Genomic DNA, 26,899 nt, shown 5'->3' on the forward strand with positions numbered 1-26,899 from the left:
CTATTAGAAAATCCTTCTAAACTCAATCCATTCTAGCGATGATTACTAGGTAAAATTTTACGACTGTAACGCTTTCTCTTATTAAAACGATTACGAAATGGGGTAATGGCTTCTTTGACAGCCCAATATTTATCCACCATTGTCACGATATAACCTTCTTTATAACGCGGTGGAGCAATTGTTGCTCCCCACATATGTTTCAAGATAATATCTTCCTCACGTTTATTTAGTGTAGTCAATTTTCTGGCATTACGCACAGCAATTCTCGGATGTACCCAAGCATGGCCTTTATTAAATTTCGTTTCTCGCCAATCGTAATAAAAGAAATCGTGTAAAAGTCCTCCTCGCGCCGTGGATTTTTCATCCCAACCAATTTTTTTGGCAATCTTGTAGCTCGTATAAGCCACATTAATAGAATGTTCCATACGCGTCGAATAGTGATGCTGTGGAATATTATCTAATTTTTGAAAACGAGGGTGTTGGATAAGATGACCAACAAGCTCCATAAACTCTTTATCTTTTTTATATGCTTCCATGCAGAATCACCTTCTTTCGCTCTAATTATAGCATATGACCTTAAATTAAACTGAAAATAAGTTCTCAAAAATTACTTTTCCTGCACCGCAATTTTCAAATTAAATCAACTGAAAAAGGACAATTCCTGTTGCCACAGCAACATTTAAACTTTCTGCTTGCCCAGGCATAATAATATGTGCCAAAATATCAGCTTGCTTTGTCATTGAATCTGAGATACCATTACCTTCATTTCCCATGACAAGCGCAAAATTTCCATTGTGCTCAACGGTCTTGTAAGACACAGACTCTTTGGAAAGTGTTGTGGCAATCAGCGGTACATCAAGATTTTGTAACTTCTGACAAGCCTCATACACATTAGTACGCCAAATCGGTAAATGAAAATGGCTACCCTGCATGGAACGTAGCGTTTTTTGATTGTAAATATCAGCTGATTTTTCTGAAATCAACACACCGTCCAAACCAGCGGCATCTGCTGTACGAATCATCGTTCCCACATTTCCTGGGTCTTGAACATCTTCCAGTACCAAATATCGCCCTACCTTTAAATTCTCTAAAGGCAGGCTTGGCATAGCAAGTTCAGCAATGATCCCCTGCGGTGTCTTAGAATCCGTTAATTCTTTTAAAATCTCAGGTGTTACATATGTTACCATTGAAAAATGGCTGACGCGGTCAGCATAGTCCTCAAGAACAAAAATATTTAAAAATTCTGCCCCTGCTTTTTCCGCTTCTTCAAAAAGATGCCAACCTTCAATTAAATAAGAATGGTCACGATACTTTTTTTTCAATAACTTTTTAGCCTTTTTAATGAGATTATTCGATTTTGAGGTTATAACTACTTGCATGCTTACATTATAACAAAAAATCTCCTAAATAGGAGATTTAGTGTAGTGTTTAATTTATTTCCAAAGGTTGTCCATAAACATCTTGATCGTCCTTTTTTAAAACAAAGAAAGCATATATCGCAGAAATGAATACAATACCTGCCACAATTAAGAAAGTTGGTTGATAGCCAATTTTATCATGTAATAATCCAAATGGCGTTGAAAAAATAATCTGTCCAACTTGTGCAGCAATTTGAAACCCTACCATATAAAGTGTCGTCGAAATACGCGTGTCAAAGTGTAGGGTAAAATAACGGAACATTGCAAGAATAAAAATTGCAGTTTCTGGAGCATGTAAAAGCTTAATGATTGATACACCAAGAGGATTAGTTACCAAACCACAGCCACCAATACGTAGAACCATAATAACCAATCCAATCAATAGACTTTTACGAACCCCTGTCTTTCTCATCATAATTGGAATAATTCCCATCATAATTGATTCTAAGAATACTTCTAAAGAGTTAAGAACACCATAAGCTTGTTGACCTGCTGTTTCTGTTCCAAAGAATGTAGTGAAAAATTCAGGAAACATTTGTTGATCAAAAACAGTATAGAAAGTCCAACTCATACTGATGAAAATAACAATTTTCCAAAGATCAGGCATCTTGAACACACTCAAAATTTCTAGTAGCGATGGTGAATTATTGACATCTTGGTTATCAGATTTACTTTCATATTTTGTAACGATAGCTGTGTCATTTTCTGGTTTAACAAAAAGCAAAACAAGTAATAATACAATTGAAAATACTGAACCAATCCAAAAAATCAAATAGGCATTTAGTGTAAACATGAAGCCTGCGATTAAAGCCGCAACAGCATAACCAAAAGATCCCCATGCGCGTGCTTGACCATATTCAAAACCAAAACGACGACTCATTCGTTCTGCTAAAGCTTCAAAAGTTGGTGAAGCAGCAAGAAAAGCTACTGAAAGGTAAATAGAACCAATTAAAGCACCGACAATAAAATTACTTTTTAATAGAGGAACATAAACCCAAGTAAAGAAAGGACCTAAAAATACTTCACAAGCAACACAAAAAATTAATAGATTTTTTTTGATTCCAAGCTTATCCTGTAGTGAACCATACACAAACATTAAAATCAATGTTATAGCTGAATTGAAAGAATAGATTGTTCCAACTTGTGTTCCTGAAAAGCCTTGCTTAGTTGTTAACCAAATTTGAAAAAATGACCACCAAATTCCCCAACCTGTAAAGAATAAAAGAATCATCAAGGAATTGCTCATATAAAACGGATTAGCAGTATACTTTTTTAAATTACTCATAATTTACCTCTCAAATCTTAGTAACTATTTGCATTTCTTTCCAATTGATAGATACGTGATTGATTATCACAGTCTGCTAACAGGCTTAGGTTAATTTTATCCTGCCAATACATCCTTTCTGTAAAAGTGACACTTCCTTGATTCATGAAAATTTCAACAGAGCTACTATCTACATAAATATGTAAAGACAAGCTATCAGATAATGACATATGAGCGACACGTTCACCATCAGTAGTTGTTCGATTTAAAATAATTCGATCACCATCACGATCAACGGATATTTTTAAACTATTACTACCATCAAAAAGACTTAAGAATTGACCAGAATTAATATGTTGAGCATCAATAATAATTTCACTGCTATCTTCTAAAGTATAAGGCACATCTTTTTCAAGTTTTCCATCAAATAATATCTTTTCGCGCAAAGTTTTTAATTCTTTAATTGGCAACTGACAAAGTCGACCATCACGAATAACCAATTCTCTTGGTAATGTTAAAGCTCCTGCCCAACCATCTTCTTTTTCATACATCGGAGAATCCCAGGCATTCATCCAAGCTATCATAACACGACGTCCATCTGGTGTCAGTAAAGTTTGAGTTGCATAGAAATCATGACCATTATCAATCTCGAAAAACTCCCCACGATGGAAGACACCATTGTTGTCATCTAATTGTCCAAGTAAATAGCCTGTCTGATTCAGGTTACGGTATTTATCACCATCTTCTTGGACTCCTTGTGGCGACATTAGTAAAACATCTTCTCCATTTAATCTGAAGAAATCTGGACATTCCCACATAAAACCTTCTCTATCACAATCGATAGCTTGTGATAATACTGAAATAAATTCCCAATCAATTAAATTTTTAGAACGATATAGCAACGCTCTACCTAATCCATTCTCCTCTTGACTTCCCAAAACCATATAGAAATTATCACTATCTTGCCAAACTTTTGGATCTCTAAAATGTTTGGTGTTACCGACAGGTGTTCTCAAAACAGGGTTACCTTCATATTTTGTAAAATGGATACCATCAGTACTGTAGGCAAGATTCTGATCTTCATAAAATTGTTCTTGATCTGTTGGATCAGTATAATGGTGACCAGTATAAATCAACCATAATTTTCCATCATACTCAATCGCACTACCTGAAAAGCAGCCATCTTCACTTTCTCCTGGTGTTAAAGCAACTGGTAGTGTTTCCCAATGAACCAAATCTTTACTTCTAGCATGTCCCCAATGCATTGGCCCCCACTCAGAGTCATATGGATAATATTGATAAAAGATATGGTAATACCCCTTAAAATATGATAAACCATTAGGATCATTAATCCATCCTGATTTGGCCATTAAATGATAGTTAAGGCGATAACGTTGGTTAGTAACAGTCATTTCATTCATAATTATCCTCTTTTTATATCAACCGGTTAACATATAATATAATCGTTTTCCTCTAGAAGTTAGTTATATTATAACGCTTACATTTTCATATGTCAACCGGTTGATATATTTTTTTGCAAAAAAAATAAAAAAATCTTAGCCAGTAGCACCATTGACTTAACCCAAATACTAACTTATTATTTTAGGAATAATGTGACATTTTATATACTTGTAAAAACAAGCAAAAAACTCTACATTCTCATATAAATAGAATGTAGAGTCTGTTGTAAAAAATATTAATTACTTCTGCTTATATTTAACAAGTTTTACCTTCAATCAGTTTCACCGGTAATGTATATGAAGTAGTTTCGTCACCTTTACCATTAATCCGATTATCTAAAATGGTTACTGCTAGTTCAGCCATCTCATTGATAGGCTGCTGAATAGTCGAAAGATGGGGGAGTAATAAGCGTACCATATCTGCACCATCATATCCAATAATTTTTAAATCATTTGGAACATTACGGTCAAATTCTTGTGCTAAAGATAACAAAATAGCTGCATCAGTATCATTAGATGCAAAAATACCATCAACTTCCGGATGTTCTACAAAAATGTGACGTAGACACTCCCTTTTTTCTTCCTGACTAATATTAAAGTCAAGATGATAAGTTATTGGTGTCAATCCATGTTCTATCATGGTATCTTCATAACCAATACGACGCTTCTGAGCTGGTGTCTGTAATTCTATAGGACCATTAGTATGTACGATATACTGACAGTCAGCAGAAATTAGTTTTTCTGTAGCTATCCTCCCACCTTGGTAATTATCCGAAGAAATAACAGGAATATCCTCATTCATAATTCTATCAATAGAAACAATTGGTAAGTTTCTGTTTTGATACTCACTTAACCCCTGGTTATGCGCCCCAACAATTAAACCATCAACCTGATGACTCAGTAATTGATTCAAATAATCTTCTTCTTTATCTGGATCATTTTGTGAATTACCAATTAAAACTTTATATCCTTTTTTGTACAAAAGAAGTTCCATTTCAGCTTCTAGTTGCGCAAAGAATGGGTTATTAATAGTAGGGAAGATAAGTCCGACTAAGTTAGTCTTTTGTGTATAGAATTGTCGTGCAATAATATTTGGCTGATAGCCTATTTCTTTCATTGCATCATTAACTTTTTGAATTGTTTCTTTACTTAAGTATCCCCTATTATTTAAAACTCTGGAAACAGTTGTTTTGGAAACACCCGCCAAAGCAGCTACATCTTCAAGTCTTGGACGTTTTTCGGACATATATTCCTCACTAATTTTTGAGTTAACAACTACCAATTCCAGTAATCATTAATCAGTAATCTTACTTAACTATTCTTTTTTTAACTTTATGACTATTATAACATAAGCAGTCATAAACTGCTTATGTTATAATAAAACTAGATAAAGTTAACAAGTATTTATAAGGAGGAAAGTGAGATGAAAAAAGTACGCTTAATTGTCTCAGGGCGTGTTCAAGGTGTTGGATTCCGTTATTCGACTTATGCCCTAGCCCTTGAACTCGGGGATATTTATGGTCGCGTTTGGAATAATGACGATGGCACCGTAGAAATTCTCGCTCAATCCGAGGACTCAGCTAAAATAGCTAAATTCATCCAAGAAATTCGCAAAGGTCCTTCACAATGGTCAAAGGTTACCTATGTTGATGTTAAAATTGCTAATTTCGAAGATTTCACTGATTTTCGCATTGTCAACTAATACACTAAAAAATAAGACTACAGATGTATTGAGAAATTGCCCAAAAAACAGTAAAATAGTAGGGTATTATAATAAAAGGAAATAATCTATTGAAAAAGAAACTAAATCGTGTCCTCTTTTCAGGACTCAGCTTATCGTTATTGTTCTTACTAACTGGTTGTGTCAGTCGTGATTCAAATGGTAATCCTACTGGTACTATCTGGTACATTCTTGGTGAACCAATGGCAAAACTTATCCAATATTTTGCTAATAATGTTGGACTTGGCTTTGGTTTAGCTATTATCTTAGTAACTATCATTGTTCGTTGTATTATTCTACCGCTCGGACTTTACCAATCTTGGAAAGCAAGCTATCAATCTGAAAAGATGGCTTATCTTAAACCAATCTTTGAACCAATCAACGAGCGTATGCGTAATGCAACAACACAAGAAGAAAAATTAGCTGCCCAAACAGAATTGATGGCTGCCCAAAAAGAAAATGGCATCAATATGCTTGGTGGTATGGGATGTCTCCCACTTCTCGTCCAAATGCCATTCTTCTCAGCAATGTATTTTGCTGCGCAATACACACAAGGTGTCTCTGAAAGTACTTTCTTAGGAATAGACCTTGGCACACGCAGTATCCCTCTAACAGCCGTTATCGCCGTCTTGTACCTCTTCCAATCATGGTTGTCTATGCAAGGTGTTGCTGAAGAACAACGTGCTGCGATGAAAGGTACGATGTACGCTATGCCACTTATGATGGTATTCTTCGGTATGAGCATGCCAGCAAGTGTTCTCCTTTATTGGTTAGTCGGTGGTTTCTTCTCAATCATCCAACAATTGATTACTATGCTCATCATCAAACCAAAACTTCGTCAGAAAATTGCTGCTGAATTTGAAAAAAATCCACCAAAAACTTACAAATCAAAAGTTCGTAAAGACGTAACACCAGCTGCTAACAATGCACAACTTAGCAACAAACCTAAGAAAAGCAACCGCAACGCTGGTAAACAACGTAAACGTAAATAATAAAACTAAAACCAAAAGGAACAGGAAGTTTAGCACTTCCTGTTCCTTTTTAATTTTTAACTTCAAGAAAAAGTCTTTTTCGATACTTCCCTTAGGTTCCTCGCTTTTTTATTTCTAGATAAGATCTCTAACAATCTCCCAGATTGTTTAAGCGGCACAAAGTATCATTTTCTTGCTCGCTTCACTCGCAAATAATCCTGAAAACAAACAGAGACAATAATTATTTATAACTTATCTCAGTTAAAAATAGGTTTATCTACATTCTAAAAGCCCTTTGTGGGGCTCTGACTTTATTAAGCTGTTTTTTCAACACTAACGATTTTAACGTCGTAGCTTCCTGCAGGTGATTCGATAGTAACAATATCACCTGTTTTTTTACCAATTAAAGCTTGCGCAATTGGGCTTTCGTTAGAAATACGTCCTGAGAAGATATCAGCACCAGCTGCACCGACGATATGGTAAACGTCTTTATCAGTTGTACCAACTTCTTCAACAGTAACAGTTTTACCAATCGCTACTTCATCTTTGGCAACAGCATCGCTGTCAATGATTTCAGCATAGCGAATTTTAGTTTCTAAAATTTGGATTTGTCCTTCAACAAAAGCTTGTTCGTCTTTAGCAGCATCGTATTCTGAGTTTTCAGAAAGGTCACCATATGAACGTGCAATTTTAATACGTTCGACAACTTCTGGACGACGAACTAATTTTAATTCTTCTAATTCTTGTTCGAGTTGTTCTTTTTCAGCGAGGGTCATTGGATAAGTTTTTTCTGCCATTTTCTATCTCTTTTCTAAAATTTATTTGGATAATCTACAAATACAAACATGATGTGAAGCACACCATGTTTGTCAGTATTTATTATTCATCTAATTGACTATTAACATATTTTTCAACATTTGCTTCATGCTCTTCATAGGTTTCTGAGTAATAAACAGCTCCTGTATTCACATCGGCTACAAAATAGTAGTAATCCGTTGAAGCGGGATTAATAGTCGCCTCAATAGCTGACAAGCTTGGACTATCAACTGGACCAGGCATCAAACCAGTATTGGTATAAACATTATACGGTGAATCAATGGATGTGTCAATACTTGCATCCGCTGATAATGTCGTTTCTTCACCAAGTTTGCCCATAGCATACAAAATAGCAATATTACTTTGAAGAGCCATGTTAGCATTTAAACGGTTGTAAAAGACACTTGCAATATTGCGACGGTCATCATCTGTTGAACCTTCTTTTTCAACCAATGAGGCTAGCGTAAGCACTTCATTGACAGTCATACCTTTTTCAGAAATCGTATCATAGTAACTAGACATATACGAATCCATTGTTGAAATCATTTGCTCAACCAAATCTTCCATGGTTGTATCTTCATAGTAGCTATAAGTAGCTGGGAAAAGGTAACCTTCTAATTGATACGTCGCCTCATCTGCACTTGGTAAATTCGCTAATAATTTCGGATATTTTTCAACCATTTTTGAAATGAAAGATCCATCTTGAACAACCGACAAAAAGTCATCTGCTGTGAAAGGTGTTGATGAATCATCATCCGCTGTATTTTTTGTAACAGCTTCTGAAATTTGTTTAATGGTATAGCCTTCTGGCACCAGAATTTTTCCTAGAGAAGGTTCTTCTGGCTCTGCGGTCCCACCTTGTTTAAGAAGTTTACAGATTTCCTCTAAATCCATACTAGCTTGTAAGTTATAATAGCCACTTTGGAAATTACTATAATTTTTGAATTTTGTATAGTAATTAAAGACAGTTGCGCTCTTGATAACACCAGATTTTTCTAGAATTTGTCCGATGTATTTGTTTCCTGAACCTTCTGGAATTTCAACGGTAACGTACTCTGTTGATGTGCTATCAAGTGCTCCGACAGCGCTATCAACATATCGATAAACAAAAAAAACAGTTGCCAATAAAGCAATAATAATAGCTGTTATCAAGAACAAGGCAATACGTCGTGCCAAACTATCGGTTTTTTGGCGTTTTCTTTTGCGTTTTGTTCCCACGTTTTTCTCCAAGTCTATATTAGTCTCTGCTGAGCTATCCGTAATGCTTTCTGCAGCCTGAACGTTTTCATCGGCTTGAATATTAGAATCAGCAACTTGAGAATCATCACTTGTAATTTCTTCAGGAATATCTGGAATACCAGCAAAACCAACACCATCTGTTGCTCGGACAAGATAACTTTCCTGTTCGTTTTCAGCACTCCCCTCTGAAACTGAACTGTTGGGATTAAAAGTTTGATTAATAGTTTTCAAAACATCATTAATCTCTTTGTCATCTATCGTCGTTTCAATCTGGTTTTCAGCAATAGCTGTTTGAGCTTTTTCTTCAAGGCGGTGCTTTTCTTCATGAATTTCCGCCTCTTGGCGCTCTTTTCGTTCCTCAGCTTCGTATTCTGCCATTAATTCTGCTGTCTTACGTGCAAATTCCTCTGCTTCTCTTTCTTTCTGCTGAAGTTCTAAATCTTGTTGCTTACGCAAACGTCTGGCTTCCTCTAACTCAGCTAAAATTTGCTCCTTGAAACTTTTTTCTTTTTGAGTTTTTGGCTTATCGTCGTTAAATTCGGTCAAAGCTTATCCTCCTAATCTTAATCAATCGCCATTATAACCTAAAAATAGCGCAAAATCAACTGACGGGGGTGGTTTGTTATCTATTCTTAATAATGTCATCACTCAATCATTGGTGATTCCCAGACCATGTTATACCAACTAGAACCACCATGGGTAGATTCTGATTCACCTTCATCGCTAAAACCATTTCTTTCATAGTAAGAAATTAAATTCTCATGACAAGTAAGTGTAATCCCTATACGTTTTTGAGCAATTGCTAAATCTTTCATTGTCGCCAGTAAAGCCATTCCAATACCTTGTCCTTTGAAATCAGGAGCCACTGAAAGGCTTGTGATTGCAATAAATCCTCCGTCAACTGGATTTGAAACAACCTGATGGAATAAATCATCTGTTAAATAGCGTTGAAAAATGGCAGGTCCTTCAACATAGCCACAAATCTTTCCGTCAATCTCAGCTACTAAAAAAGTATCTGGAATAGTCAGAATGCGTTCTTTCATATCTTTTAGGCTTGCTGCTTCTTCTGCAGAGAAATTCTTGCGTTCAATATCTATAATATCTTGTAAATCCTCAAGACATACATTCCTTATCATCATAGAATCATCCTCAAAAGAAAAAGAGCTCTTTGCTCCTTTTCACCACATTTTTTATTGCGTATTATTAGCCAAATTTGCTAACAATTCTTCAAAAGCACGTTCATACATTTGGATATCACCAGCCCCCATAAAAACATAAACGGCACTATCATGGTCAAGTAGTGGTGATACATTTTCAAGACTAATCACCTTAGCTGATTTTTGGATTTTACTAGCTAAATCTTCAACTTTAACATCACCGTGGTCAACTTCACGTGCTGAACCATAGATTGGTGCCAAGTAAACAGAATCTGCTTGATTCAAAGCATTCGTAAATTCATCCAAAAGGGCAATTGTACGTGTGAAGGTGTGTGGTTGGAAAATCGCTACAATTTCCTTGCTTGGATATTTTTGGCGAGCAGCATCAAGTGTCGCAATGATTTCAGTTGGATGGTGTGCAAAATCATCGATAATAGTCGTGTTATTAATTACTTTTTCAGTGAAACGACGTTTAACCCCTGCAAATGTCTTCATATGCTCTGCTACCAATTCCATATCAATACCAGCGATATAAAGATTGGCAACAACAGCAGTCGCATTCAAAATATTGTGGAGACCAAACGCTGGAAGATGGAATGAACCAAGTTCTTCATCACCGTGTCTCACTTTGAAAACAGAACCGTTTGTTGTGCGAACAATATCATAAGCAACAAAGTCATCTGTATCTTTGAATCCATAGTAGTAAATGTCAGCATCTGACGTGATTTTACGAAGATAAGCATCATCACCATACAAGAACAAAGCTTTTTGAACTTGTTTTGCATAGTCATTAAATGCATCAAAAACATCATCGATGCTCTTGAAATAATCAGGGTGGTCAAAGTCAATATTTGTAATAATAGAATATTCTGGGTGATAAGGCATGAAATGGCGTTGATATTCATCAGACTCAAAAACAAAATAGTTGCTGTTAGCTGACCCACGACCAGTACCATCACCAATCAAATAAGAGGTATCTGTAATATTTTTTAATACATGTGACAACAAACCTGTAGTTGATGTTTTTCCGTGTGCACCTGCAACACCAAAACTTGTGAATTTGCGCATGAAATCACCTAGGAATTCGTGATATCGTTTGAATTTAAAGCCATTATTAACGGCATAGGCAATTTCAACATTATTATCTTCACGGAAAGCATTACCGGCAATTAATTCAACGTCTGATGTGATATTGTCTTCAGAAAATGGCAAGATTTTAATGCCTGCTTGTTCTAAACCACGTTGTGTAAAGTAATATTTACTAACATCACTCCCTTGAACCTTATATCCCATTTGGTGCAACATTAAGGCAAGGGCACTCATACCAGATCCTTTAATTCCGATAAAATGATAGGTTTTAGACATTTTTTCTCCTCTATTTAATAACTGCCAGGCAGTTTAATTAGCGTCATCAAAGCGTGTCAAATTTAACTCTTGAGCAACCTTATGCTCCCTTTGGCTTTGTTGAGCTTCCTTATTGTAAATTTGGCTACGTTTCAAGAAATCATAGTTGTTTTTCTTTGGTTTTGGTACAGAAGAATTATCTGGCTCTTTATACGTTACGGGAATTTCTGCCAAGATATAGTCTTCTTGATGCATTTTTTCTGTTAAATGACTAAGTTTATTAGTCGGTTTAGCAGGAGTTTTAGGTAAAGTAGCCTTTAGTTGTTGTTGAAAAGTTGCTTTTGACGGCATCTTTTTAACGTCGTTAGATAAGTAAGCTTGACGCTTTTTCTTAATATCTCGTCTCGCTTCATCGCGCGCTAATTCCGCATAAGATTTACCTTCGCTAACTGTTTTTATGCGCTCTGCATCATTTTTTATATTTCCAACAAAGTTATCGTCTCTAGCGACGTTGTCGTAGTCCTTTTCATGATAAGTTCCATGAATATTGGTAATTAAATCTTCATTTTCGTATAAAGCCATTGCTTTTGATGGATTACTTACTGGCTCACCATCAGCAACTAAGGGAAAGCGTCTTACAGTTTTACTCACAGCATCACTTCCTTTCTCAACACACTATGCCAATTACTTATCATCACTCACTAAGAAGTCAAGGCAAATAGTCACTATCATGACCTACGTCCTAGTAACTCAAAGATTCCATCTCAAAATAAAGTTAGAAACCAAAATTAGCTCAAATCAAACCCCAACTTTGTAGCATTTTTATTATAAACTAATTCAGGTATTTTTTCAAAGTTTTCACAAAAGAAAGTCAGTCTTTCATAGCTGAAAAACTGACGTTAAGATTATTAATCGACACCTAAAATTTCTTTAATGTCTTCAATGGTCATACTAGCACGAGTTTCATTACCATCAAGTACCGTTGTTACAAGATTTTTCTTGCTTTCTTGCATTTCTAGAATTTTTTCTTCAATGGTTCCGCGTGTAATTAAGCGATAAACTTCGACGTTTGCTTTTTGACCAATACGATGAGCACGGCTAATGGCTTGCATTTCAACAGCTGGATTCCACCAAAGGTCAATCAAGATAACCGTATCGGCACCAGTCAAGTTAAGTCCTACACCACCTGCTTTCAAAGAAATTAAGAAGGTATCTTTTGAGCCATTATTAAAAGCTCGTGTCATTTCTTGACGGGCATTCGCTGGTGTTGACCCTGTAATCTTGTAGGAAGTTAAACCAAGCTCTTCCATTTCTTTTTCTGCAATATCAAGCATCCCTCTAAATTGTGAAAAGATAAGAGCACGGTGTCCATTTTCTTTAACTTGTATCAAGAGAGTGCGAAGACTATCTAGTTTGCCACTTTCACCATTGTAATCCATAAAGAGACTTGGTGTGTCACAAATTTGCCGCAAACGCGTAATACCTGATAAAATCTCAATCTTACGACGATTAATATCGGCATCAGATGCTCCTGCAATCGTTTCTTGCATTTGTCGAAGCTGTGCTAAATAAATCGCTTTTTGCTTATGATCAAGCTCATTAGGATAATTAATTTCAATCAAATCTGGTAATTCTGGAAGAACTTCTTCTTTATGGCGACGCATGATAAATGGCTTAATAAAACGTGCCACTTGCTTAGCTTCCATTTTGAGGAAACGTTTTTTATCTGGCAATAATCCTGGTAAAACAATTTGGAAAATTGACCAGATTTCCAATAATTTATTTTCAATCGGTGTTCCAGAAAGAGCAAAACAATTTTTAACCTTAAATTGGCGCAAATAGTGAGCAATCTTCGTTTGTGTATTTTTCATCACTTGCGCTTCATCCAAAATCAAATAATCGAAATCCAACTGACTATATTCGTCAAAATCTTGACGGAAAGAGGAATAACTAGTAATCACAACCTGATGATTTTGCGAAATAATATCATCACGCACTGCTTTTAAACCGTAAGCCACAACGACATCAATTTCTGGTGCAAATCGAGTAAATTCATCCTGCCAATTGTAAATCAAACTTGACGGTGATAGAATCAAAATGCGTGTTTCTGGCGTTAATTTAGAGGTTAGAAAAGCAATTGTTTGTAAGGTTTTACCGAGTCCCATATCATCAGCTAAAATGCCACCAAATCCGTAATGGTCAAGCATAGATAACCAACGAACACCAGTCGTCTGATAATCTCGCAACTGCGTGTTTAATTCCGGAATCGTAACCTCAAAATTTTCTGGGTGTCTCAAATCGTGTGCCAATTGTTCAACTTCTTTTGAAAATGTCACACGATCATTGTCTTGGAATAAATCTGAAATTTGGAACGCTGAAATGGCTTCTAATTGTAAATGCCCATTTTTCAGCTGCTTAGCTCGTAATTTTTGCAAAGCATTGCTGACACGTTGTGTTTCCTCATCAAAAACAACTAATTTACCAGCATCATTCACAAAATAGGGTTGATTTTTAAAGAGTGCTTCTAAGGCAGCATCAATATCGTTTTCAAAAATAGTTGAAAAATCAAAAGAAATATCCAACAAACCACCATTTGTTTGAACAGAAACTTGTGGGCGCTCAAACTGACGCATTTCCTCAAGATCATCAGACAGGATTACCTTACCTAAACGTTCCAATTGTTCCAAAGTATTGGTAAAAAAGTCGTATAAATCTTCATTCGCCAAAGGTGCATGGTAAGATGAAAACGAGGCAGCAAAGCCATTTGCTTCTAAAGTCCTAAACACACGTTCTTCATGCTTAAAATGACTAGCAAATGGTAAGTCTTCGAGTTCACGTTTACTACTGACCTTAACCGTACCATAATCAAAAGTCACCTTTAAAGCAATCTCTTGGTATTCATTTAACATTAAATGGAAAGAAGGTACAAAGTCATGAATTTCAAAACTTTTCGGAGCTTCAACCACTCCAAGCTCTTTAAAATCAAGCAAACTAGCAGCTAATTTTGCTTGGTCATCCAAATCAAAGAACAAATGCTTCGCTAAATCAGACTCAATCGGCAGACTACGAACAGCGGCTAAGATTTTTTGTTGTTTCAAATTCAAACCGTAAATCATACCATTTGTAAATAAGAAAGTATTGTCAAAAAGTGGCTGAAATGTTTTTTCTGTAATAATTAGTTCAATTGATTGACGGTGAACAATGACTTTAAATGACAACAGCCCTTCTGAGGCATCTAATGGTCTAAAAACCAGTTGCCCATAATTTTGATGATTGTGTTCAAATGAGAAATCATAAAGCGCGTTTAACAATGAAATGCCTTCCTCAAATGTCCCACTTGTCAACGCAAGATTTCGACCGTGATTTGGCAAAATATACTCCAAATCAACACGGTCACTATCTGGCAAGACACGCCATAAAAATTGAATTAAGTCTTTACTAGCCTCATCAAATTGAATCAAAGACAAAGGTTCAAAATAATTTTTCCCAATTTGATAATAGCCTTCGCTTTTAATAATCGCTAAAAAGGCTTTAATGTCTCGGACAACATAAGCACGGTCATCAGGCAAACGATTAATTTTTAACGTCCACCAATAATCTGATGAATAGGGGCTCTGATTACCATAAGCTGCTAAACGGTATTTTGTTGTGTCGTCATCGTTGATAACCAAGCCGTCCAGAAAGACACTACCAAATGAGGTTACTTTTTTCGTTTCTTGCTGAATTTCTTGATGTGAACTAAGCTCATCTGACAACTCTTTGCCTTCTGTATTATTCTTTAGGAAGTACTCTAAAGCCGCCAAATGCTCACAATATTTTTTCTTGGCAAACAGATCACAATCACATCTCACTTGTTCATCTTCTAAAGCATATTGAAGATGATGTACACCAACTTTCGCTTGAATTACTTCTTCTTGTTTACTAACAATATCAACCAAACCTTGTTCGTAAAGTTCTATTCCCTGATTGCGAATTCGACCTGGAATCATTCTACCCACTCTTAGCCACCACCTTTTTCCTTATCCTTTTATTATATCAAATTCAGCCCTCTTTAGCTTGAAAAAATAATCCTTTTAATTTTATTTTTAGCGATATTTTCCAAATGCAGCAAAAAAAGCACCACAAACGGTGCTTTTAAATCTTATTTACGTTTGCGGGCAATCAAATTAATTGGTGTGCCTTCAAAGCTGAAAGCTGCACGGATTTGATTTTCCAAGAAACGCATATATGAGAAGTGCATGAGTTCTTCTTCGTTAACAAAGATAACAAACGTTGGTGGTTTAACAGAAACTTGTGTGCCGTAGAAGATTTTCAAACGTTTCCCTTTATCTGTTGGTGTTGGGTTGATAGCAATAGCATCCATGATAACATCATTAAGCACAGCTGACGGAATACGTTTGTTTTGGCTTGCGCTAATTTTCTTAATCATATCAGGTAATTTGTTCAAGCGTTGTTTTGTCGCCGCTGAAACAAAGACAATTGGTGCATATGACAAGAATTGGAATTGATCACGAATATCTTCTTCCCATTTTACAACTGTATGGTTGTCCTTTTCAATTGTATCCCATTTGTTAACAACGATAATGATTCCTTTACCAGCTTCGTGAGCAAATCCTGCAATACGTTTATCGTACTCACGAATTCCTTCTTCGGCATTGATAACCATAAGAACGATGTCTGAACGATCAATGGCACGCATTGATCGCATTACTGAATATTTTTCAGTATTTTCATAAACCTTACCAGATTTACGCATACCTGCGGTGTCAATCATTGTGTATTCTTGACCTTCGCTGTCCGTAAAGTTTGTGTCGATAGCATCACGTGTTGTCCCTGCAATTGGGCTTGCAATCACACGTTCTTCACCAAGAATCGCATTAATCAAACTTGATTTACCAACGTTTGGACGACCAATCAGACTGAATTTGATAATATCTGGATTTTCGTCCTCTTCCTCAACAGGCAGATTTTCAACGATAGCATCCAAGACATCCCCTGTACCAATCCCGTGAACAGATGATACTGGATATGGGTCCCCAAGACCAAGTGAGTAAAAGTCATAAATATCACTACGCATTTCAGGGTTGTCAACTTTATTGACCACTAAAATCACTGGTTTATTAGTACGATACAAGATTTTTGAAACATATTCATCAGCATCTGTAACGCCTTCTTTTCCTGAAACCACAAACACGATAACATCTGCTTCAGTCATCGCAATGTCAGCTTGGTGTTTGATTTGTTCCATAAATGGTGCATCAACGTCATCAATACCACCAGTATCAATCAATGAAAACTTGCGGTTAAGCCATTCACCCGTTGTGTAAATGCGGTCACGTGTAACACCTTCGACATCTTCCACAATTGAAATGCGCTCACCGGCAATACGGTTAAACAAAGTCGATTTTCCAACATTTGGACGCCCGACAATAGCAACTGTAGGTAAAGCCATAATTCTTCTAGTACCAGCTTCGTTAAAACAGTCTAAACTATTTTAAGTGGATTTTTTTCCACACGAAAGACATTTTGATTTCTCAAGAATCCCTTTGTCGAATTTATTCCTTTCAAATTCTTTTATCTATTTTATCACTTTTAATGATTTACGATTAGCGACGATTATCACCTTGTAAATGAATTTCACGAGCCAAATAACGAATACGTTCCATGACACGCTTGGCTTGCCATGTTTCATCACCTGAACGTGATGCCGCAAAATGTTCTTCAAGTCCTTTAACATCAAGATTTGATGTAAAGAATGTCAAGAGATTTTCTTGCATGCGGTATTGTAAAATAACCTGCAAAACATCATCACGAATCCATGGGCTTTGTTGCTCTGCCCCAATATCATCAAGAACTAAAATTTCAGATTGTTTGATTTGGTCAATTTGCTCTTTCACCGTTCCTGTATTGATAGCATTTTTAATATCAACACAGAAAGTCGGAAAATGAAGCAAGGTCGTTGACTTGCCGTACTTGGCAGATAAACGATTTGCTAGATAAGCCATCAAATAAGACTTCCCAACACCAAAATTTCCAAAAACGTAAAGCCCTTTTTGAGTTCCAGTCTCAAGATTTTTTTGGTAATCGTTCAAATAATTGTAAATTTCAATACGATTTGGGTCTCCTAAATCAAGATCATCTGTTGAAATGTGTTTGAGACTAGCTGGCAAACCAATCAAAGTCACACGATTTTTAATATCTTGACGTTTTTTAGCCTCGACTAACTCGCGTGTTTCCAAATAAATGACATCTGCATAGCCCTCATTCATGCTAAGAGCAGGCTTGTAACCTTTAGCAATATAGGATTTATCCTGATTTTGAAATTTTTCACGCTCCACCATGAATTGATTAAACTTAGGTAAGCTACGGTTAATTTGCTTCTGAGTCAAGCCATTTGACGTGATAAAATCAGCAATTTCCTTATCTGCTAAAATAACTTGGGTCAATTCATTAAGGTCTGTGTGACTTTGGCGAAGCTGTTTAGCCAAGGTTTGTCCGATTTTTTCCATCATTCGCTCCTTAATCTTCTAACATGCTACGTTTGAGTTCTTCCAATTTTGCCTTTTCTTCAGCAGTAGCAACGTGCTTGTATTCTTTTGCTGTCCATTCAGGGACATTGCTTTTAGCAACCTTTGCTTGTGTTTTACGGTCTTTATTGCGTTGGGTAAAGCTGCGCATTTTCAAAACAGCAGCTTCAGCAGTCGTAATATTTTGATAGGCAAAATCATTTGCTACCTTCATAATGTAAGGTTTATTGAGATTAGCTGACTGTGTTTTACTTAAAGTATAAAGCACCATAACGTTAATTACTTCATCTAAAAAGCTCATGTTGGCTAATTCTTCCAATAATTTTCGCTCACTCTCGGTAACTACTGCACGACGTGGTGCTTTGATTTTCTCCAAAAATTCTCTTGCATTAGCTTGCTTAGCTTCACGAATAATCACTTGTTCCTTGGCATCAAATTGCTCTTTGCTTTGACCTTGTGATGTCGTATTTTTTTGTTGTTCCAACTGAACAGTCATTCGTTGTGGTGAAATTTTACCATTAATAGCCGTGCTTTTTGCCAAATGATAGGTATCAAACCAATTCATTGTGTATTGGTCAGCAAGGCTGTAAATCGAAACAACATCTGCTTTTTCATCTTTAAATTGCAGGCCATCACGCAACATCAAACGCTCAAAGCTATCCAAATCAAAATGATTTTTTGACACATTTGCTTTTGGCTTTGGTGTCCCCTCTGCTGAAAAAATATCCGAGAATTTTTTGGAAATATCTCTAGCCTCTTGCGGAATTTTAATATCCAATTCCGCCACTGCAACATCTCCAATTTCCTGCTCTAACAAACGACGATAGATAGGATTGCTAAGAAAAGTCTCACGATTCAAAGCTGGCTGTAATTTTAAAACATAAGCATCACGTGTTTGGTACAAAACAAGCAAATCAACAGCAGTCAAAATTGCAAAAGCTTCTTCCGCCTGATGCATGCTTAATTGCAAATGATTGAGAATCTCACTAAATTTATGACGTTTAACACCATTATCAAAAAATGCCAATAAATAATCGTAAAGCAAAACCGCGTGATTTCCAATTACTGGGTGATACAACTGGCTAAGACTATCAGAATCTAATAAAACCTTATTATTTTTGATATAAGAAAACTCATCAATCGGTCTCATTTAAATTACTTCTTTTCTTCTTACTATGAACTCGTTTGGTAATTTGTTGTAGAAGTTCTTCAATCTCATCAACGTCCTTAAACGATTTGTAAACAGAGGCAAAACGCACATAAGTGATCTCATCAAGTTCAGCTAACTCATCCATGACAAGGTTACCAATGGCTGTACTCGGAACCTCACCCTCGTACTCACTACGAACTTTTTGCTCGATACGTGAGACAACTTGTTCAATATCATCGCTTGATACTGGACGTTTTTGAGCACTTTGGAAAATACCATTTAAAATCTTTTCACGAGAAAATTGTTCACGCGTTCCATCTTTTTTTATGACTAGTAAGGGCAATTCTTCAACACGTTCAAAAGTCGTGAAACGTGTATGGCAATTTTCACATTCGCGACGACGTCTAATGGTATTTCCGTCCTCAGCTTGGCGACTATCAATAACACTTGATTTATTATAATTACATTTTGGACAACGCATGCAAACACCCCATTTTACCAATTAATTTAATACTTTATTCTAACATAAAATCAATCATTAGGAAAGTAATACCAGTTTGACCATATCAGCCAAAACTTTTCCCATTTTTTAAACCTTGTCCCTTTTCTAATAAAAAATTGACCGTTCAATTATGCTTTATTAGAAAAACGAACAGACCGAGAGAAAAACTCAGTCTGTTTTATCTTGTTTTGCCTTAATTATCGGAATAACCAATGTAAACTCCGTGCCTTCATCAACAACACTATTAACGCTAACATTGATCTCATAAGCATTAACAATCTGCTTAAGAATAGCTAAACCAATCCCAAGACCTCCTTGTGTCGAAACACAATTACGTGATTTATCTGTTCGATAAAAACGTTCAAAAATATATTTTAGGTCTTCCTGAGAAATACCTTCTCCTTCATCCTGAACTTTGATAATAGCATCATCTCCTTGGACGTCCAAAGTCACATGTATTATTTTACTTCCAGAAGAATATTTTACGCCATTATCAATTAAAATCAAAATTGCCTGTTCGAAATGATTTTTGTAAATTTCTGCAAAGACACATTCTTCCACACTTGTTGAAAATTGAAAATTAAAATCTGGGTGCAAAATACGGAAATTTCCCAAAACAAATTCAATTGATTTTTTCAAATCTGTTTTTTCACCTTTGTGTAAATCAAAACTTCCCTGAACACGAACCATATCTAGCATTTCATTAACCATAATGGACATTCGATCCGTTTCATGATAAGCAGCATCTAAACTTTCTTCAAGAATATGTTGGTCTTCTTTCCCCCAACGTTTCAGTAAACCAAGATGTCCTTTAATAACTGCAATCGGTGTTCGTAATTCATGACTAACATCACTAACAAAACGCGCTTGTCTTTTAGTATACCCTTCAATTTGATCTAACATTTTATCAAAGTTAGCAGAAATTTCTTCAATTTCATCTCCAGAATGAATAGCACTACGGACAGTCAAATCACCAGGGGTTTCGGCAATATTACTAACAACTCCTTGAAATTCTTCCAACGGACGTAAAAAGCGTTTTGTCGAAGAGAAAAGAACATGTGAAATTAACCCCATCTCAGCCAACTCTGTAATCAAAAGGATTGCTACAAGACAATATCGCATCCGATAGTAGGAGCTAAAGTGTTGAAAAAGCGTCACATAGCCAATAACTTCTTTTGTGTTTTTGGAGTAAACTTTCGCCGTTGAATAGTAACCTGTAAAAGCAGGTGCACGGTAGATTTTTATTTTGCCAACTGTACCTGTTTTAAAATTTGCAACTGACTTATCAGTCGTTAAAACTAATTGCTTATCCTTGTTAAAAATGGCGACATCTTGATTATCAGAAGTCAAATCATCAATCCCACCACTTTTATCTAGGATATATTGGGTACCATCTTCCTCAACAAGTGACCTCGTAGCATTATATTCATCCAACAGCTCCAAAAGATTATCAACTGTCAGTGCACTTTCTTGAGACAAAAAATCTCTCACTACTTCGGCACCTTGCTCAACATCGTAACGTTCTCGTGCTAAAAAGATTTGGGTAGTCCCAAAGTAAACGATTAGATTAAAAATAGTTAACACAAGGAGAATCCGAAGCAAAGAGAAAATCGATATTTTTCTAGATAAAGACTTTTCTTCCCATTTTATCATTATTTTTCTCGAATAATGTAGCCCATTCCACGAACTGTTTGAATGTAAGATTCTTTACCTGGAATATCGACTTTTCCGCGAAGGTAACGAATGTAAACATCAACAACATTTGTCTCAATATCAGTATCATATCTCCAAACATTGGCTAACAGTTCTTCACGTGTCATTACACGATTAACATTCGACAAAAGAACACTTAACAAATCGTACTCACGTTTTGTAAGCGAAATTTCATCATCACCTCGAACCGCTGAACGATTTTGAGGATTTAAGCGTAGACCAAGCAATCCTTCTTTTCCTTGATTACCCTGTTCTCGTTTAAATTCAACATCTTGCCGGCGAAAAACGGCACGAACACGAGCCAAGAGTTCTTCAATTGCAAATGGTTTGACAATATAGTCGTCTGCACCACGATCAAGCCCAGCAACAATATCCATAATAGAGTCGCGAGCTGTCATCATAATAATAGAAGTTTCTTTTTCCAATCGAAGACGACGCGTAATTTCAAATCCATCCATATCTGGAAGCATTAAATCAAGCAAAATCAAGTCAAAATCATCATCAAGAGCTGTTTGAAGCCCTAAACGCCCGTTTGTTTCTACAACTACTGAATAACCTTCATGTTGTAATTCCAAAGACACAAAGCGTGCAAGATTTTTTTCATCTTCAATAATTAAAATCTTTTTACTCATTGTCACCAACCTTTTATTATTTTATTATTCTAAAAATTATAAAATCTCTATTTTGCTAAAGTATACACTCTTATACAGAGCGCCTCCTTTGTTTATTGATTAAAAAAATATTATAGCATTCTTACTTGTTTGTTATAATATCATCAAAGCAAATATTAAAGATAAGTATACTATAACACTTTAAAAGTATATCAAAGTGTTAACAATAATTCAAGAATACTTTATTTTTTTAATAAAAATATTATCAATCTTCAAACAATCCATTTAAAGCAGAAAACGGACTATTTTCTTTTTTCTTCTTATTCTGCAGGGCATTATATTGTTCTTCTGTCAAAACTGACCAGCTATTTCCTGATGGCATTGTGTCAGAATTTTGTTCTTCTTCGCTTAAAACTTGCATTGGAATCGTTAATAAAATATTATCAATAGCACTCTCTTCTAAATCAATATAATCTTCTTCAAGTACTAAGACAAGATTTTCTCTAACAAGATCTTCTTTTGCATGAATATCCGCTGCGTCAATAAAAATTTCTGAGACTTCTTCAACTTGATGCACATCTACAGGCAACATTGAGCGACTTGATGGTAACGTAATCGTATAATCAAGTGTATAATTTAACAGATATAAGCCATCATCGTAGGAAATAGTTCCTTGTACAAAAATCTCTTTAACATCTAGCACATCTTTAGTACGTTCTATTAATTTTTCTTTAATTTCTAAAACAGAATTAAAACTAATTCCATCTGAATTCTTTTTTATTTCCGAAATTGAAAACATCATTATTACCTCTTTTAAAATTTCTTTACTATTATACCAACTTTTTACAGTATTGTCTGTACATATTACTACCAATAATAAAGCTTATTGAATAACGTAGCAACAAAAAACTTCACACAAGCGTGTGAAGGAGAAAAATACTTACATTTGACGAAGACGTTCAATACGATCCGAAATAGATGGATGTGTATTGAACAATGATGTTGTTCTTTCTTCTTTTTTGATAGGGTCATTAATATAGAGTGCCGCACTTGCTTCATCAACAGGATGATGCATTGGAGAAGATTGCTCCAGTTTTTGAAGTGCTTTAATCATTCCTTCAGGGTTGCGAGTGAGTTCAACAGAACTGGCATCAGCAAGGTATTCACGTTGCCGTGAAATCGCTAATTGAACAAGAGTTGCAGCAAGTGGTGCTAAAATTAACGATAAAATCGAAAAGAGAAGCATCAAAATACCAAGACCACCCTCATCACGGTTATTTGATTGGCGACGACTGTTCCCACCAAACCACATCATGCGACTACCAATACTGGCAATCAAAGTCACTGCGCTGGCTAAGGCGACAGCAATGGTAGAAATGCGGATATCGTAATTACGAATATGACTAACTTCGTGTCCGATAACACCTTCCAATTCTTCACGATTCATCACAGCTAACAATCCTGTGGTGGCTGCGACGGCAGCATTTTCAGGACTCGAACCTGTCGCAAACGCATTTAAAGAATCATCTTCAACGATAAACACGCGCGGCATTGGAATTTGTGCCACCATTGCCATATCTTCTACAATATGATAAAGTTCTGGGGCTTCTTCCTCGCTGACTTCACGCGCATTGTTCATTGACATGACAACATTTGTAGATTGAAAAATCATACTAGCAGCATAGATTCCACCAATGATTAAGGCGATAACCACACCGAATTCTAGGCTATCTAACCAAAGATAGCCTACTGCGGCACCAATAGCTGACAAAATCAAGAAGAAAACAAGAATCAAAACAACCGTTCTTCGCTTGTTACTAGAAATTTGATCGTATAACATGATTTTATTAAGAAAATAGAAAGTCTCTTTGAGTTGTTAAAGTCACCAACCATTTCAAGAGACCTTCCATTTTATTCCTTTCTTTATTAAAGGTTGCTTTAAAACAACTTCTCAAAACACCATTTTTTAGAAGTCAAATGATACTTTTGGTGTTTCTTTTTCATCTTCAGGTGTTTCCAAGAATTGGCTTGGTTTAAAGCCAAACATACCTGCGATGATATTACTTGGGAAAGTTTCTAATTTAACATTATAATTTGCTGTTGTTGTATTGAACAACTGACGTGAATAAGAAATTTTGTTTTCTGTATTTGTCAATTCATCTTGCAACTTGATAAAGCTGTTATTAGCTTTAAGTTCAGGATAATTTTCAGCAACAGCAATCAAGCTTGAGAGTTGTTTGGTAAGAGCATTTGACGCGTGCATTGCTTCTGCTGGTGTTTCTGCTTGAGCAACTTGACTGCGCAATTCTGTAATCTTAGCAAATGTTTTTTCTTCATAAGCTGCGTAGCCTTTTACAGTCTCAATCAGATTTGGAATGAGGTCATTACGACGTTTGAGTTGCACATCAATTTGACTCCAAGATTCCTTAGTTTGCATACGACTTTTAACAAGACCATTATAGACAGCAATAATCCAAACTACTAAAACAATAATAGCGATAATAACAAAAATCATAAATTCCTCCTTGGGTATGACATACCCTTCCAAAATCAGTTGCTTTTTGTAACCTACCGCTACACAAAAGCTTTTGATAAACTACTAAAATAAATAGATAAAAATATACTTTCTAGGCTTATTATATCAGTTTTCTTTTAATTCTTAAAGTGATTACATAAGAAGCTGGGGGAAAATTAGTTTTTCGGATGTTATAACTATTTCTAAGAATGTTATTGGATGGGATTTTATGGTAAAATAAGATGACATATATTGGAATTGAAAGGATATTAAAGAAAGTTGTGGTGGTTTGTGTTTTGCAGGCTGCTAATGCTTTCTTTACTGATAATCATGACACCTGAAGAATTTTATAAGAAACTTAGTCAACAAGGTTTTGAGTTGACAGATACACAAAAAAAGCAATTTGAACGTTATTTTGAGCTTTTGGTTGAATGGAATCAAAAGATTAATTTGACGGCTATTACGGATAAAGAGGGGGTTTATTTGAAACATTTTTATGATTCTATTGCTCCCGTTCTTCAAGGAAAAATAACAAATCAAGCGATTCATTTGCTAGATATTGGAGCTGGAGCTGGTTTTCCAAGTATTCCTATCAAGATTTTATGCCCTGATATTGATGTTACTATCATTGATTCGCTAAATAAGCGTATTAATTTTCTTAATTTATTGGCAGATGAACTTGGCTTAGAGGGCGTTCATTTTTACCATGGACGTGCTGAAGATTTTGGTCAAGATAAGCATTTCCGCGCAAGCTATGATATTGTAACAGCACGAGCTGTTGCTCGTCTCCAAGTATTGACCGAATTGACAATCCCATTTTTAAAAGTTGGTGGGCACTTAATTGCTCTTAAAGCTTCTGCTGCCGAAGAAGAATTGGCAGATGCCAAAAATGCCATGACAATTCTTTTTTCAAAACTCATAGACAATTATCATTATGAATTGCCAAATGGCGATAGTCGCCAAATCACAATTCTTGAAAAGAAAAAAGAAACACCAAATAAATACCCACGTAAGGCTGGGATGCCAAATAAAAAACCTCTTTAATATATTATGAGCCGTAAGGCTCTTTTAGAAGGCTTTGAAAACCGTTTTGGAGTTTAGGAGGAATACTCTTTGAATAGCATTTTTAAATCTTTAACAAGTACGCGACGGTTAACGTTTAGTTTTGTCATCGTCATTTTTTTTGGGAGTTTGTTACTCTCACTCCCGATAGTTCACTATGCCGATGCTCCTAGCACTACTTACCTTGACCACTTGTTCAATGTGGTTTCAATGGTTTGTGTGACGGGATTATCAGTCGTTCCTGTCGCAAGTGTTTATAATGGACTCGGTCAAGTGATTGCAATGTGTCTCATGCAAATTGGTGGTCTAGGATTGGTTACTTTAATTGCAATCAGTACCTACCTTTTACGTCGTCGCATGAATTTATCAGAGCAGAGTTTGCTGCAATCAGCGCTTAGCTATGACAATAACAATGACCTTAGGCATTACCTTTTTAATGCTTACAAAATCACTTTTATTATTGAGTCCTTGGTTGCTATTGTATTGCTCTTTGATTTTATTCCACGTTTTGGCTTGGGGCACGGTATTTTTAATGCCATTTTTCTTGCTGTCTCTGCCTTTTGTAATGCTGGGTTTGATAATTTTGGCGATGCCAGCCTTAAACAATTCGCTCTAAAGCCCTTGGTTAATCTGGCGGTTACCACTGCAATCATATCTGGCGGGATCGGGTTTGCTGTTTGGATGGATTTAAAAAAAGCTATCAAACACTTTATCAAAGACAAACCTTATCGCTTCTCTGCATTTTCTCGCTCATTAAGCAATCAGACACGTTTAGTGCTTGCTACAACGGGAATACTTTTACTGCTTGGAACAGCATTGACGTGGCTAATTGAATTTAAAAATGCTAAGACAATTGGGCACTACACCTTTTTTCAACAGATCATGGTCTGCTTTTTCCAATCAGTAACCATGCGGACGGCTGGATTTGCAACGATTTCTTATCTTGATACGCATTCAGCAACGAATGTTCTTTATATGATTCAAATGATTATCGGTGGTGCTCCTGGTGGTACGGCTGGCGGTGTTAAAGTGACAACAGTTGCAATTGCCTTCTTGCTTTTCAAATCCGAACTTGCAGGGCAAAATGAGGTCACTTTCCGCCACCGTGTTATTGCCAATAAAGCTATAAAACAAACACTTACCGTGTTAATCTTTTTCTTTACTATTTTAACTATCGGCTATCTGTTACTTTTGGAATTCGAACCACTTCATGACCCATTAGCTCTGCTGTTTGAAGCCATTTCTGCGATTGCTACGGTCGGAGTTTCCATGGATTTAACGCCTAAATTATCGCAAGCAGGGCGATTTGTCATCATGACACTTATGTTTATCGGACGTGTTGGACCGATTACTGTACTACTTAGTCTTTTGCAAAAGAAGGAAAAAGATATTCGCTACGCACAAACAAATATTAATGTTGGTTAGAGGAA

24 protein-coding genes are annotated in these 26,899 nt (G+C 36.0%); 4 read left to right on the forward strand and 20 right to left on the reverse strand.

Features of this window, described 5'->3' with window-relative positions; genetic code table 11:
• Positions 1-32 precede the first annotated feature (32 nt).
• The 5 genes from CCC20_RS03725 to CCC20_RS03745 form a co-directional block, all read right to left on the reverse strand.
• A complete protein-coding gene (locus CCC20_RS03725) occupies positions 33-536 on the reverse strand; it encodes an HDIG domain-containing metalloprotein (RefSeq protein ID WP_003066160.1) in 504 nt (167 codons plus the stop codon).
• Between the two features lie 99 nt (positions 537-635).
• Positions 636-1,379 carry a TrmH family RNA methyltransferase gene (locus tag CCC20_RS03730; protein WP_003066162.1) on the reverse strand — a complete coding sequence of 248 codons (744 nt, stop codon included), beginning with the start codon at positions 1,377-1,379 and terminating at the stop codon, positions 636-638.
• A 49-nt stretch (positions 1,380-1,428) separates the two neighbouring features.
• Positions 1,429-2,703, reverse strand: a complete 1,275-nt coding sequence (locus CCC20_RS03735) for an oligosaccharide MFS transporter (RefSeq protein WP_003066164.1) — start codon at positions 2,701-2,703, stop codon at positions 1,429-1,431.
• A 17-nt stretch (positions 2,704-2,720) separates the two neighbouring features.
• Positions 2,721-4,103, reverse strand: a complete 1,383-nt coding sequence (locus CCC20_RS03740; protein ID WP_003066166.1) for a glycoside hydrolase family 32 protein — start codon at positions 4,101-4,103, stop codon at positions 2,721-2,723.
• Between the two features lie 295 nt (positions 4,104-4,398).
• Positions 4,399-5,388: a LacI family DNA-binding transcriptional regulator gene (locus tag CCC20_RS03745; RefSeq protein ID WP_003066167.1), complete on the reverse strand. Its 990-nt coding sequence runs from the start codon at positions 5,386-5,388 to the stop codon at positions 4,399-4,401.
• 177 nt (positions 5,389-5,565) lie between these two features.
• On the opposite strand from CCC20_RS03745, the gene CCC20_RS03750 reads away from it, so the two are divergent.
• Positions 5,566-5,844: an acylphosphatase gene (locus tag CCC20_RS03750; protein WP_003066168.1), complete on the forward strand. Its 279-nt coding sequence runs from the start codon at positions 5,566-5,568 to the stop codon at positions 5,842-5,844.
• A gap of 89 nt (positions 5,845-5,933) precedes the next feature.
• Positions 5,934-6,854, forward strand: coding sequence for a membrane protein insertase YidC (yidC, locus tag CCC20_RS03755; RefSeq protein WP_003066169.1), 921 nt, complete (start codon positions 5,934-5,936; stop codon positions 6,852-6,854).
• A 293-nt stretch (positions 6,855-7,147) separates the two neighbouring features.
• Here the strand turns inward: yidC and greA are convergent, their stop codons facing one another.
• The 15 genes from greA to CCC20_RS03830 all read right to left on the reverse strand — a co-directional run bounded on the left by greA (position 7,148) and on the right by CCC20_RS03830 (position 24,407).
• Entirely contained in the window at positions 7,148-7,630 is a 483-nt protein-coding gene (greA, locus tag CCC20_RS03760; protein WP_003066170.1) for a transcription elongation factor GreA, read from the reverse strand.
• A gap of 82 nt (positions 7,631-7,712) precedes the next feature.
• On the reverse strand, positions 7,713-9,434 hold the full coding sequence (mltG, locus tag CCC20_RS03765) for an endolytic transglycosylase MltG (RefSeq protein WP_287179258.1): 1,722 nt from the start codon (positions 9,432-9,434) through the stop codon (positions 7,713-7,715).
• A gap of 98 nt (positions 9,435-9,532) precedes the next feature.
• Complete coding sequence (locus tag CCC20_RS03770) at positions 9,533-10,027, reverse strand: GNAT family N-acetyltransferase (protein WP_003066172.1); 495 nt, start codon at positions 10,025-10,027, stop codon at positions 9,533-9,535.
• 51 nt (positions 10,028-10,078) lie between these two features.
• Positions 10,079-11,410: a UDP-N-acetylmuramate--L-alanine ligase gene (gene murC, locus CCC20_RS03775; protein ID WP_287179261.1), complete on the reverse strand. Its 1,332-nt coding sequence runs from the start codon at positions 11,408-11,410 to the stop codon at positions 10,079-10,081.
• A 33-nt stretch (positions 11,411-11,443) separates the two neighbouring features.
• Entirely contained in the window at positions 11,444-12,040 is a 597-nt protein-coding gene (zapJ, locus tag CCC20_RS03780) for a divisome accessory protein ZapJ (RefSeq protein WP_144356717.1), read from the reverse strand.
• A gap of 257 nt (positions 12,041-12,297) precedes the next feature.
• Complete coding sequence (locus CCC20_RS03785) at positions 12,298-15,387, reverse strand: pilus expression-regulating Snf2 family helicase (protein WP_287179264.1); 3,090 nt, start codon at positions 15,385-15,387, stop codon at positions 12,298-12,300.
• 143 nt (positions 15,388-15,530) lie between these two features.
• On the reverse strand, positions 15,531-16,841 hold the full coding sequence (gene der / locus CCC20_RS03790; RefSeq protein WP_013852181.1) for a ribosome biogenesis GTPase Der: 1,311 nt from the start codon (positions 16,839-16,841) through the stop codon (positions 15,531-15,533).
• A gap of 154 nt (positions 16,842-16,995) precedes the next feature.
• On the reverse strand, positions 16,996-17,898 hold the full coding sequence (gene dnaI / locus CCC20_RS03795) for a primosomal protein DnaI (protein ID WP_013852182.1): 903 nt from the start codon (positions 17,896-17,898) through the stop codon (positions 16,996-16,998).
• Positions 17,899-17,908: 10 nt separating this feature from the next.
• The gene (locus tag CCC20_RS03800) at positions 17,909-19,066 is read right to left on the reverse strand and encodes a DnaD domain-containing protein (RefSeq protein WP_013852183.1); all 1,158 of its coding nucleotides are present in this window, start codon (positions 19,064-19,066) and stop codon (positions 17,909-17,911) included.
• Positions 19,053-19,547 (reverse strand): transcriptional regulator NrdR, encoded by a 495-nt coding sequence (gene nrdR, locus CCC20_RS03805; protein ID WP_003066183.1) that lies wholly within the window; start codon positions 19,545-19,547, stop codon positions 19,053-19,055. The genes CCC20_RS03800 and nrdR overlap by 14 nt, the downstream gene beginning before the upstream one ends.
• Positions 19,548-19,736: 189 nt before the next feature.
• Positions 19,737-21,221, reverse strand: a complete 1,485-nt coding sequence (locus CCC20_RS03810; RefSeq protein ID WP_003066184.1) for a sensor histidine kinase — start codon at positions 21,219-21,221, stop codon at positions 19,737-19,739.
• The gene (locus CCC20_RS03815; RefSeq protein WP_003066186.1) at positions 21,221-21,913 is read right to left on the reverse strand and encodes a response regulator transcription factor; all 693 of its coding nucleotides are present in this window, start codon (positions 21,911-21,913) and stop codon (positions 21,221-21,223) included. Before CCC20_RS03815 ends, CCC20_RS03810 begins: the two co-directional genes overlap by 1 nt.
• Positions 21,914-22,157: 244 nt before the next feature.
• Positions 22,158-22,694: a YceD family protein gene (locus tag CCC20_RS03820; protein WP_013852190.1), complete on the reverse strand. Its 537-nt coding sequence runs from the start codon at positions 22,692-22,694 to the stop codon at positions 22,158-22,160.
• 138 nt (positions 22,695-22,832) lie between these two features.
• The gene (gene htpX / locus CCC20_RS03825; RefSeq protein ID WP_003066190.1) at positions 22,833-23,732 is read right to left on the reverse strand and encodes a zinc metalloprotease HtpX; all 900 of its coding nucleotides are present in this window, start codon (positions 23,730-23,732) and stop codon (positions 22,833-22,835) included.
• 126 nt (positions 23,733-23,858) lie between these two features.
• Positions 23,859-24,407, reverse strand: a complete 549-nt coding sequence (locus CCC20_RS03830; protein WP_013852188.1) for a LemA family protein — start codon at positions 24,405-24,407, stop codon at positions 23,859-23,861.
• Between the two features lie 330 nt (positions 24,408-24,737).
• Between CCC20_RS03830 and rsmG the strand changes: the two genes are divergently transcribed.
• Both rsmG and CCC20_RS03840 read left to right on the forward strand, forming a co-directional pair.
• On the forward strand, positions 24,738-25,451 hold the full coding sequence (rsmG, locus tag CCC20_RS03835) for a 16S rRNA (guanine(527)-N(7))-methyltransferase RsmG (RefSeq protein ID WP_270619618.1): 714 nt from the start codon (positions 24,738-24,740) through the stop codon (positions 25,449-25,451).
• 69 nt (positions 25,452-25,520) lie between these two features.
• Positions 25,521-26,894, forward strand: a complete 1,374-nt coding sequence (locus CCC20_RS03840) for a TrkH family potassium uptake protein (RefSeq protein ID WP_285394848.1) — start codon at positions 25,521-25,523, stop codon at positions 26,892-26,894.
• Positions 26,895-26,899: the final 5 nt, after the last annotated feature.

Source organism: Streptococcus sp. LMAG:39, assembly GCF_008680485.1.
GTDB classification, from domain to species: Bacteria; Bacillota; Bacilli; order Lactobacillales; family Streptococcaceae; genus Streptococcus; species Streptococcus pasteurianus.

Coding starts and splice junctions, on each gene's coding strand:
- CCC20_RS03730 (WP_003066162.1), bottom strand. CDS start 1,379: ATGCAAGTAGTTATAACCTCAAAATCGAATAATCTCATTAAAAAGGCT.
- htpX (WP_003066190.1), bottom strand. CDS start 23,732: ATGTTATACGATCAAATTTCTAGTAACAAGCGAAGAACGGTTGTTTTG.
- CCC20_RS03740 (WP_003066166.1), bottom strand. CDS start 4,103: ATGAATGAAATGACTGTTACTAACCAACGTTATCGCCTTAACTATCAT.
- murC (WP_287179261.1), bottom strand. CDS start 11,410: ATGTCTAAAACCTATCATTTTATCGGAATTAAAGGATCTGGTATGAGT.
- CCC20_RS03800 (WP_013852183.1), bottom strand. CDS start 19,066: ATGAGACCGATTGATGAGTTTTCTTATATCAAAAATAATAAGGTTTTA.
- CCC20_RS03725 (WP_003066160.1), bottom strand. CDS start 536: ATGGAAGCATATAAAAAAGATAAAGAGTTTATGGAGCTTGTTGGTCAT.
- CCC20_RS03770 (WP_003066172.1), bottom strand. CDS start 10,027: ATGATGATAAGGAATGTATGTCTTGAGGATTTACAAGATATTATAGAT.
- dnaI (WP_013852182.1), bottom strand. CDS start 17,898: ATGGAAAAAATCGGACAAACCTTGGCTAAACAGCTTCGCCAAAGTCAC.
- nrdR (WP_003066183.1), bottom strand. CDS start 19,547: ATGCGTTGTCCAAAATGTAATTATAATAAATCAAGTGTTATTGATAGT.
- CCC20_RS03750 (WP_003066168.1), top strand. CDS start 5,566: ATGAAAAAAGTACGCTTAATTGTCTCAGGGCGTGTTCAAGGTGTTGGA.
- CCC20_RS03830 (WP_013852188.1), bottom strand. CDS start 24,407: ATGATTTTTGTTATTATCGCTATTATTGTTTTAGTAGTTTGGATTATT.
- CCC20_RS03745 (WP_003066167.1), bottom strand. CDS start 5,388: ATGTCCGAAAAACGTCCAAGACTTGAAGATGTAGCTGCTTTGGCGGGT.
- CCC20_RS03810 (WP_003066184.1), bottom strand. CDS start 21,221: ATGATAAAATGGGAAGAAAAGTCTTTATCTAGAAAAATATCGATTTTC.
- CCC20_RS03820 (WP_013852190.1), bottom strand. CDS start 22,694: ATGATGTTTTCAATTTCGGAAATAAAAAAGAATTCAGATGGAATTAGT.
- greA (WP_003066170.1), bottom strand. CDS start 7,630: ATGGCAGAAAAAACTTATCCAATGACCCTCGCTGAAAAAGAACAACTC.
- rsmG (WP_270619618.1), top strand. CDS start 24,738: ATGACACCTGAAGAATTTTATAAGAAACTTAGTCAACAAGGTTTTGAG.
- CCC20_RS03815 (WP_003066186.1), bottom strand. CDS start 21,913: ATGAGTAAAAAGATTTTAATTATTGAAGATGAAAAAAATCTTGCACGC.
- der (WP_013852181.1), bottom strand. CDS start 16,841: ATGGCTTTACCTACAGTTGCTATTGTCGGGCGTCCAAATGTTGGAAAA.
- CCC20_RS03735 (WP_003066164.1), bottom strand. CDS start 2,703: ATGAGTAATTTAAAAAAGTATACTGCTAATCCGTTTTATATGAGCAAT.